General features: G+C 63.3%; 7 protein-coding genes. 4 read left to right on the top strand and 3 right to left on the bottom strand.

All coding sequences use genetic code 11. The features are described 5' to 3' along the window. Positions 1-394 precede the first annotated feature (394 nt). The 3 genes from lspA to AWB68_RS30075 all read right to left on the bottom strand — a co-directional run bounded on the left by lspA (position 395) and on the right by AWB68_RS30075 (position 4,881). Positions 395-895, bottom strand: coding sequence for a signal peptidase II (lspA, locus tag AWB68_RS30085; protein ID WP_087647963.1), 501 nt, complete (start codon positions 893-895; stop codon positions 395-397). After that, positions 895-3,744, bottom strand: a complete 2,850-nt coding sequence (gene ileS / locus AWB68_RS30080) for an isoleucine--tRNA ligase (protein ID WP_087647962.1) — start codon at positions 3,742-3,744, stop codon at positions 895-897. The genes lspA and ileS overlap by 1 nt, the downstream gene beginning before the upstream one ends. Before the next feature lie 111 nt (positions 3,745-3,855). Continuing rightward, positions 3,856-4,881, bottom strand: a complete 1,026-nt coding sequence (locus AWB68_RS30075; protein ID WP_087647968.1) for a bifunctional riboflavin kinase/FAD synthetase — start codon at positions 4,879-4,881, stop codon at positions 3,856-3,858. Positions 4,882-5,030: 149 nt separating this feature from the next. Here AWB68_RS30075 and purN point away from each other — a divergent pair, with 149 nt between their 5' ends. The 4 genes from purN (at position 5,031) to AWB68_RS30050 (ending at position 9,811) form a co-directional block, all read left to right on the top strand. Beyond that, the gene (gene purN, locus AWB68_RS30065; RefSeq protein WP_087647961.1) at positions 5,031-5,681 is read left to right on the top strand and encodes a phosphoribosylglycinamide formyltransferase; all 651 of its coding nucleotides are present in this window, start codon (positions 5,031-5,033) and stop codon (positions 5,679-5,681) included. Beyond that, the gene (locus AWB68_RS30060; RefSeq protein WP_087647960.1) at positions 5,678-7,009 is read left to right on the top strand and encodes an RsmB/NOP family class I SAM-dependent RNA methyltransferase; all 1,332 of its coding nucleotides are present in this window, start codon (positions 5,678-5,680) and stop codon (positions 7,007-7,009) included. The genes purN and AWB68_RS30060 overlap by 4 nt, the downstream gene beginning before the upstream one ends. 17 nt (positions 7,010-7,026) lie before the next feature. Continuing rightward, positions 7,027-8,394, top strand: coding sequence for a mechanosensitive ion channel family protein (locus tag AWB68_RS30055; protein ID WP_087647959.1), 1,368 nt, complete (start codon positions 7,027-7,029; stop codon positions 8,392-8,394). 220 nt (positions 8,395-8,614) lie between these two features. After that, positions 8,615-9,811, top strand: a complete 1,197-nt coding sequence (locus AWB68_RS30050) for a DesA family fatty acid desaturase (RefSeq protein WP_087647958.1) — start codon at positions 8,615-8,617, stop codon at positions 9,809-9,811. Positions 9,812-9,852: the final 41 nt, after the last annotated feature.

Here is a 9,852-nt window from a genome sequence, read left to right as displayed (position 1 = left end):
TATCACCATCCTGCGTTTGTGCTTGCTCATGCTTCAATTCACCGCTTAGCGAACCTGTCGTCGGGCACGCAGTGCCAAGACGGATGAATGACTGCTGATCCACTCCGTGTCGCGGTGCGACGTGCGCGCCTTTTCTACATGCCAACAACGATGAAACCCCGCTAACGACACTCCCCCGGTTGGACCACTCCGACATAACGGGCTACGACGCATGGCAAGCATTGGCGGTGGGAAGCTGTTTTCTTTGCTTACTTTCTTTGCAGCAGCAAAGAAAGTGAGTCCCGCCCCGGACAGGGGCAGAGCTAATAAACCAAAAACAAAACAAGTTCCATAGAAGCGCAAAAACATCAAACGGCGTAAACACCCCAACTCAACCCCAAGCGCCAGCGATGCCCTACCGTGCTCCCCGCACGCGCCGGAGCTCATCAAACACGAGCAACACAGCGCCGACCGTGATCGCACTATCCGCGAGATTGAACGCCGGCCAATGCCAAGTGTTCACATGAAAGTCGAGAAAATCGATCACGTGACCATACGCGAGCCGGTCGATCACATTGCCGATCGCGCCGCCCATGATGAGCGCAAGCGCGGTGCAAAAGAGCCGCTGCGCAGCATGCCGCTTCAGCAGATAGCCAATCACGATCGCCGCAACGACGCCAAGCCCCGTGAACGCCCAGCGCTGCCAGCCGCCCGCCGCCGCGAGGAAGCTGAACGCCGCGCCGCGGTTATACACCAGCAGCAAATTGAAAAACGGCGTAAGCGCGTGCGGCTCGCCGTAAGCAAACACGCGAGCGACCGCGATCTTCGTCAACTGGTCGAAGAGGATCACGATTGCCGCGACGCCAAGCCACGGCGCAAGAGAACCACTGCTTTGTTTCGCCATCGTTCTTGCCATTATGCTGCGCCCCGCGTTTCGCCGGAGCCGAAGAGGTTGGACAGGCACCGGCCGCAAAGTCCCGGATGCTCGGCATTCGCGCCGACATCCGCGCAGTAATGCCAGCAGCGCTCGCACTTCAGATACTTCGACGCATGCACTTCGACGCCTTCGTCCGCTTCGCCGTCAACTTTCACGAGCGCGGCCGCCGACGTGATCAGCACGAACTTCAGATCCGCGCCAAGGCTGGCAAGCGCGTCGTACCGCGCCCCGCTCGCGCGTACTTCGACTTCCGCCTGCAACGACGATCCGATCGCATTCGCCGTGCGCGCTTCTTCGAGCGCCTTCGTGACGTCGCCGCGAGCGGAGCGCACGAGGGTCCACTTGTCGAGCAGTTCGCCGGCTTTCGGCACCTGCGGATAGGCGTGGTACACCTCGGTGAAGATCGTGTCCTGGCCGGGCTTCAGCACCTTGTACGCCTCTTCCGCCGTGAACGACAGATACGGCGCGATCAGCCGCAGCAAGCCATGCGCGATGTGATAGAGCGCGGTCTGCGCGGCGCGGCGCTCGCGCGAATCGGGCTTCGTCGTGTAGAGACGATCCTTCAATACGTCGAGGTAGAAGCCGCCCAGGTCTTCCGAACAGAACGTCGCGAGCTTCGAGACGACCGGATGGAACTCGTATTTCTCGTAGTGCGCGAGCACATCGTCCTGCAGGTTCTGCGCAAGCGCGATCGCGTAGCGGTCGAGTTCGATCCAGTCTTCGACCGGCAGCGCGTCCTTCTCGAAATCGAAGTCCGACAGGTTCGCGAGCAAAAAGCGCAGCGTGTTGCGGATGCGCCGGTACGTCTCCGTCACGCGCTTCAGGATTTCCTCGGAAATCGCGAGTTCGCCGGAGTAATCCGTCGAGGCGATCCACAAGCGGATGATTTCCGCGCCCAGCCGGTTCGACACTTCATGCGGATCGACACCGTTGCCGAGCGACTTCGACATCTTGCGGCCTTCGCCATCGACGGTGAAGCCGTGCGTGAGGAGCGCGTTGTAAGGCGGCCGGCCATCGAGCATCGATGCGGTCAGCAACGACGAATGGAACCATCCGCGATGCTGGTCCGAGCCTTCGAGGTAAAGGTCCGCCGGGAACTGCAGCGAGTCCTTGTGCGAGCCGCGCAGCACGTGCCAGTGCGTCGTACCGGAGTCGAACCAGACGTCGAGCGTGTCGCGGTTCTTCTCGTACATATTGGCATCGTCGCCGATCAGTTCGCGCGGATCGAGCGTCTGCCATGCCTCGATGCCGCTCACTTCGACGCGCTTCGCCACTTCTTCCAGCAATCCCAGCGTGCGCGGATGCAGGTCGCCGGTTTCCTTGTGCACGAAGAACGCCATCGGCACGCCCCACTGGCGCTGGCGCGAGAGCGTCCAGTCCGGGCGATTCGCGATCATGCTGTAGAGACGCTGCTTGCCCCACGACGGATAGAACGCGGTCGCCTCGATGCCTTCCAGCGCGGTTTCGCGCAGGGTTTTCGCGCTGTCGTTCGGCTTCACGTCCATGCCGGCGAACCACTGCGAGGTCGCGCGATAGACGATCGGCGTCTTGTGGCGCCAGCAGTGCATGTAGCTGTGCGTGTACTTCTCGGACTTGAGCAGCGAATTCATTTCCGCCAGCACTTCGACGATTCGCGGATTCGCCTTCCAGATCGACAGGCCGCCAAAGAGCGGCAGCGATTCGATATAGCGGCCGTCGCCCAAGACCGGGTTGATGATGTCGGAATCCGCCATGCCGTGCGCCTTGCACGACACGAAGTCCTCGACGCCATAAGCCGGCGACGAATGCACGATGCCCGTGCCGCTTTCGGTCGTCACATAGTCGCCGAGATAAACCGGCGCCGTGCGCTTGTAGCCCGGATGCGCGGACGCGAGCGGGTGATGAAAGCGCAGGTTCGCGAGCTTTTCGCCCTTGGCGGTCGCGAGGGTCGTGCCGGTGAGGCCGTAGTTCTTCAGGCACTCCTCGACGCGCTCTTCCGCGAGGATCAGCAGCCCGCGCGACGTATCGACGAGGCTGTACGCGATCTCCGGATGCACGTTGAGCGCCTGGTTGGCGGGAATGGTCCAGGGCGTCGTCGTCCAGATGACGATGCCGCCCTCCGCCTTCGGCAGCGCGGCAAGGCCGAAGGCCCGCGCGGTCTTTTCCGGTTCCGCGAAGGCGAACAGCACGTCGATGGTCGGATCGGTCTTGTCCTTGTACTCGACTTCCGCCTCGGCAAGCGCCGAGCCGCAGTCGAAACACCAGTTCACCGGCTTCAGGCCGCGAAACACATAGCCCTTCTCAAGAATCTTCGCGAGCGCGCGGATCTCGCCGGCCTCGTTGACGAAGTTCATCGTCTTGTACGGATTGTCCCAGTCGCCGAGCACGCCCAGGCGCCGGAAACCCGCCTTCTGCTTCTCGATCTGCTCGGTGGCGTAGGCGCGTGCCTTCTGCATCACTTCGGCGGCGGGCAGCGCCTTGCCGAACTGCTTTTCGATCTGGATCTCGATCGGCATGCCGTGGCAGTCCCAGCCGGGGACGTAGACGGCGTCGAAGCCCGCGAGATTGCGCGCCTTGACGATCATGTCCTTCAGAATCTTGTTGACCGCGTGGCCGAGGTGGATGTCGCCGTTCGCGTAGGGCGGGCCGTCGTGCAGGATGAATTTTTCGCGGCCACGGCTCGCGGCGCGAATCTTCTCGTAGATCTTCTTGTCCTGCCATTCCTTGACCCACGCCGGCTCGCGCTTGGGCAAGTCGCCGCGCATCGGGAACGGCGTGTCGAGCAGGTTGACCGGATATTTCGACTGCGGCTTGGCGTCGGACTTCGAAGAGGCTTTCTTGTCGCTCATGGATGACTCAGTGTGAATTCTGTGGGGCGGCGCCGTCGATTGCCGAGTGAGGCGCGCCGTGGTTCGACTAGTGAGGCAGCGGGCGGCGCTCGGGAACGAGGCGCCGCGCGCTCACCTAATTCGATCGGTCGCCGAGGTGGCGAAGCCGCTTGCGCCGGCGCTGGCACCGCCATTGATCAAGCCGTTCGCGAGAGCGGCCGGGCCGCCGTTCGCGCTGAAGTATTCGCGCGCATGGACGACGTCGCGTGCGATCGCGGCCGTCAGTGTTTCGAGGTCGACGAACTTGTGCTCATCGCGCAGCTTCTTCAGGAATTCGACGCGCACGAGCTTGCCATAGGCGTCGCCGTGCCAGTCGAGCACGAAGACTTCGAGCAGCACGCGGCCCGAATCGTCGACCGTCGGACGCAGGCCAAGGCTCGCGACGGCCGGCAGCGGCTCGGGTCCGAGCCCGTGCACGCGCACGACGAAGATGCCCGCGAGCGCCGGCCGCTTGTGGGCGATCGGCAGGTTGAGCGTGGGAAAGCCGAGATCGCGGCCGAGCTTCGCGCCATGCACGACGTGCCCGCTGATCACATACGGCCGGCCGAGCGCGACGTGCGCCGCATCGAGATCGCCCGCCACGAGCGAAGCCCGCACCGACGACGACGAAATGCGCGCGCCGTTCGGATGCGCGACGGTCGCCATCTGCTCGACCTCGAAGCCGTACTTCTCGCCTGCCGCTTGCAGGGAACCGAAATCGCCGGCGCGTTTGGCGCCGTAGCGGAAGTCGTCGCCGATCATGACCCAGCGCGCATGCAGCCCGTTCACGATGATGTTCTCGACGAACGTATCCGGCGACTGGCTCGCGAACGTGTGATTGAAATGCTCGACCACGACGCGGTCGACGCCGTTCGTGCGCAGCGCTTCCAGCTTGTCGCGCAGCATCGCGATGCGCGGCGGGGCGCCGGCCGGATTGAAGAACTCGCGGGGATGCGGCTCGAAGGTCATCACGCAGACCGGCAGGCCGCGCGCGTCGGCGGCGGCCCGCACGCGAGCAAGCAGCGCCTGGTGGCCGCGGTGGACACCGTCGAAGTTGCCGATGGTCAGTGCGCAGGGCGCCCGGCTCTCGGCATTGGGTAAGCCGCGAAAGACTCTCACGATGGCGGATGGTCGGTGGTTGGACGAAGGCTCGTGTTCAAGCTTGGGCTGATCCAGCAAAGCGTTCGATTATAAACGCTCGCACGGATGCACGGCGGGCGGGCGCGGTTTGGCACGGTTTTCGCACTGTCGAATGATAAAATCCGCGGATGAAAAAAATCGTCATTCTGATTTCCGGGCGTGGAACCAACATGGAGGCCGTCGTGCGCGCATGCGCGCGTGACGGCTGGCCGGCCGAGGTTTGCGCCATCGTATCGAACCGGCCGGATGCCGCCGGGCTGGGTTTTGCAACGGCGAACGGCATCCAGACCGTGGTCGTCGATCATCGCAACTTTGCGGATCGCGCCGCGTTCGATGCGGCGCTCGCCGCCGCCATCGATCAGTTTGCGCCCGATCTCGTCGTGCTGGCGGGCTTCATGCGCGTGCTGACCGACGGTTTCGTCGACCGTTACGCCGGGCGCATGCTGAACATCCATCCGTCGCTGCTGCCGTGCTTTCCGGGCCTGAAGACCCACAATCAGGCGCTCGACGCCGGCGTGCGCGTGCACGGCGCGAGCGTTCATTTCGTGACGCCGAAGCTGGATCACGGGCCGATCGTGCTGCAAGGCGCGGTGCCGGTGATCGCCGGCGACGATGCCGCCGCGCTCGCCACGCGCGTGCTGGCGGTCGAACACATTATTTACCCGCGTGCGGTGCACTGGTTCGTCGAAGGTCGTCTGACCATCGACGGCGAGCGCGTCGTGCTCACGCCACCGGAGCCGCAATGGCTCTTTGCCGACATTGCCGGGGAGGGCGTATGAGGCTGCACGGATTTCTGATTGGACAAACCGAGACCTTACTGGCCGACGTGCTGCGCTTCAGCGGCCCCGCCGACGCCGCCACCAGCCGCTTTTTCCGTGCGCATCCGAAGCTCGGGCACAACGAGCGCGGCGTGATCGCGGAAGCGGTATTCGCGGTGCTGCGGCGGAAGATGGAGTTCTCGCATCTCGCGGAGAGCGGCAGCGGCAACCAGGCGCGGCGTCTCGCGCTGCTCGGGCTGATGCAGACGGCGGGCTTGTCGGCGGTGAAGCCGTTCGTTTCCGCCGACGAGCACCAGTGGCTCTCGCAAGTCTCGAAGATCGACCCGGCGAGCCTGCCGGTGCGCGTGCGCACGAACCTGCCGCAGTGGATCTACGACGCGATGGCAAAGCGTTTCGACGCCGAGGAACTCGCGCAACTTGCCGCCGCGCTGAACTACCCGGCGCCGCTCGATTTGCGCGCGAATCCGATCAAGGCGACCCGCGACGTAGTCATCAAGGCGCTGGCCGAGGCCGGCATCGACGCGGGCGAAATGCCGTTCGCGCCGTACGGCGTGCGGGTCGAGGGGAAGCCCGCGCTCACGCGCCTGCAGCCGTTCCAGGATGGCTGGATCGAGGTGCAGGACGAAGGCAGCCAGCTCTTGTGCTCGCTGATGGCGCCCAAGCGCGGCGAGATGATCGTCGATTTTTGCGCGGGCGCGGGCGGCAAGACGCTCGCACTTGGCGCGATGATGCGCTCCACCGGCCGCCTCTACGCGTTCGACGTGTCCGACCGGCGTCTGGCGAAACTCAAGCCGCGTCTCGCGCGAAGCGGTTTGTCGAACGTGAATCCGGTGCTGATCGACAGCGAACACGACGCCAAGATCAAGCGGCTCGCGGGCAAGATCGACCGCGTGCTCGTCGATGCGCCGTGTTCCGGCCTCGGCACGTTGCGCCGCAATCCGGACCTGAAATGGCGGCAATCGCCGGATTCGGTCGCTGAACTGGCGCCGAAGCAGCTTTCGATTCTGGCGAGCGCGGCGCGACTCGTGAAGGTCGGCGGGCGCTTGGTCTACGCGACCTGCAGCATGCTGGACGCGGAAAACGAGGGCGTCGTCACACAGTTTCTCGCAGCGCATCCGAACTTCAAGCTCGTTCCGGCGCGCGAGGTTCTCGCTGAACAGCGCATCGATCTCGACACCGGCGACTATCTCTCGCTCTGGCCGCACAAGCACGGCACCGACGGTTTCTTCGCGGCCGTGCTCGAGCGCGTGCCGGCGCCCGCAAAGGCGAAAACGGGAACGGAAACGGAAGCAGAAGCGGAAACGGCCGAAGACGAAACTCCCGAGTAAAGCGAAGACGCCCCGGCATGGAAGACCGCGATTTTTCCCACCTGTTCGGCGGGCTCATTCGCGATTTCGGCGAGCCCGCCGTGATCTGGCAGGCGTTCGTGCTGCTGGGTTCGCTCGTGATCGCGTGGTGGCTCGCGCGCATCCTGCGCCGCCAGCTCGATGCGCGCCGCCAGTCGCGTTTCGAGGCGTTGCGTTTCGGCGCCGAAAGCCTCAACAAGGCGCTGTTCCCGCTGCTCGGCACGGTGCTCGTGTCCATCGCGCAGCTCGTCATGTCGCGGTTCATGCATACGGGGGTCCTCCGGCTCGCGCTCGTGCCGTTGCTCGGCATCACCGTCATCTACACGATGTTCTACGTCGCACGGCGCGTTTTCAGCCGCGGCGGCGAGGCGCACGCGCTCCTGTTTCTCTTCGAGAAGGTTGTCACGACGCTCGTCTGGGTCGCGATGCTGCTGACCGTGCTGGGCATCCAGGAAGACGTCGTGCGCTGGATGGGGAGCGTGCGATTCAACTTCGCGAATGCGCACATGACGCTGCTGTCGCTCGCGTCGGGCGCGCTGTGGGTGTGCGTGACGCTGATCGTCGCGCTGTGGGCGGGCGCTTCGCTGGAAGACCGCCTGATGCGCTCGCGTTCGCTCGATGCCAACGTCAAGGTCGTGTTGGCGCGCGTCGGGCGGGCGCTGATGATCCTGGCGGCCATCCTGATCAGCCTGTCGATCGTCGGCATCGACGTCACCGTGCTCGGCGTGTTCGGCGGCGCGCTGGGCGTGGGGCTCGGGTTCGGCTTGCAGAAAATCGCGAGCAACTACGTGTCCGGGTTCATCATCCTGCTCGACCGGTCAGTGCGGCTCGGCGACATGATCAGTGTGAGCAATTATCAGGGCACGGTCACGCAGATCCGCACGCGCTACACCATCGTGCGCGGTCTTGACGGCATCGAGACGCTGATTCCAAACGAAAAGCTGATCACCGATGTGGTGCAGAATCATTCGTCATACCTGACGCGCGGCAATGCCAAGGTTGCCGTGCAGGTGAGCTACCGGAGCGACGTCGATCTCGCGATGACGCTGCTCGTCGAGGCGACGCAGGACGTCGAGCGCGTGCTGCAGGACCCGGCGCCGGCCGCGCTCCTCGCAAGCTTCGGAACCGACGGCATCAATCTGGAACTGAGCTTCTGGATCGAGGATGCCGCGAAAGGCACGGGCGGCGTGAAATCGCAGGTCAATCGCAACATCTGGCGCCTTTTTTCGGCGCACGGCATTGAAATCCCGTTCGCGCAACGCGAAATAAGGATCATCGACGGCGTTCCTCTTACGCCCGCGGATGCGGTAATTCCGACCGCAGCCGGGGACGCTGCAAAGGCCGGGGATCGGCAATCCCCGGATTGAGCGCGGGAATCCGTCTGATCTTACGGATATGCAGGAAATGAGCGGGCGTCAGATATTCTTAATTTTGGCCCGTTTCAAAAAATTTCTCCTTTGGCACAACGACTTGGAGCGCTTGAAGTAGAATGCGATCGAACTCGTGCGCTTTCCTTTCACGCGCCCAACACTCGTCGAAAGTGATTTTTCGACCGGCCATTTTTGCCGCCTCAACAGGTAAATTGCCTTGCTGAATTCATCGCTCGAATTTCTCGCCAACGGATTGCTCGACTTTTCTTGGTGGCAGATCTTGCTGTTCACACTCGTGATGACCCACATCACGATCATCGGCGTGACGGTGTATCTGCATCGCTGCCAGGCGCACCGCGCGCTGGAGTTGCACCCCGCCGCCAGTCACTTCTTCCGCTTCTGGCTGTGGATGACCACCGGCATGCTGACCGGCCAGTGGGCGGCGATCCATCGCAAGCACCACGCGAAGTGCGAAACCGAAGAAGATCCGCACAGCCCGCAGACGCGCGGCCTCTGGAAAGTGCTGCTGCAGGGCGCTGAACTGTATCGCACGGAAGCAAAGAACGAAGAAACGATGCGCAAGTTCAGCCACGGCACGCCGAACGACTGGATGGAACGCAACGTGTACACGCGTTACCCGATCCTCGGCATCAGCGTCATGATGGTCCTCGACGTCGCGCTGTTCGGCATCGTCGGGTTGACGGTGTGGGCCGTGCAGATGATCTGGATTCCGTTCTGGGCGGCGGGCGTCGTGAACGGCCTCGCGCACTGGTGGGGTTACCGGAACTTCAATTCCGCTGACGCCAGCACCAACATCTTCCCGCTCGGCATCCTCATCGGCGGTGAGGAGTTGCACAACAACCACCATACGTACGCCACATCGGCGAAGCTGTCCAACAAGTGGTATGAGTTCGACATCGGCTGGATGTACATCCGCATCATGTCCGCGTTCAAGCTGGCGAAGGTGAAGAAGATCGCGCCGACGCCGCGTTTGTCCGCCAGCAAGCCGGTGCTCGACAACGACACGCTGCAGGCCGTGCTTTCGAATCGCTACGAAGTGATGGCGCGCTACGGGAAGGCGCTCAAGCGCGCGTATCGTCAGGAACTCGCGAAGCTGAAGGAAGCTGGCGCACGCGAGAAGTACCAACTGATGCACGGCGCGCGCAAGTGGTTCCACAAGGAAGAAGACGGCCTGAACGAACCGCAGCGCAAGCAGTTGCCGGAACTCTTCTCCGACAACCAGAAGCTGCGCACGTACATCGAACTGCGTAAAGACTTGTCGGCGATGTGGGACCGCTCGAACGCGTCGCGCGAACAACTGCTCGCGCAATTGCAGGACTGGTGCTATCGCGCGGAACAAAGCGGCATCAAGGCGCTGCAGGATTTTGCGATACGCCTTCGCCGCTACGCCTGAGCGAACGTCGCCTCAGATACGCGTTATCCGTTAAAATTTGA

This window comes from Caballeronia choica (assembly GCF_001544535.1).
Taxonomy (GTDB): Bacteria; Pseudomonadota; Gammaproteobacteria; order Burkholderiales; family Burkholderiaceae; genus Caballeronia; species Caballeronia choica.
The sequence above is the reverse complement of the archived record's forward strand: the minus strand, read 5'-3'. Positions and strand labels throughout refer to the sequence as shown.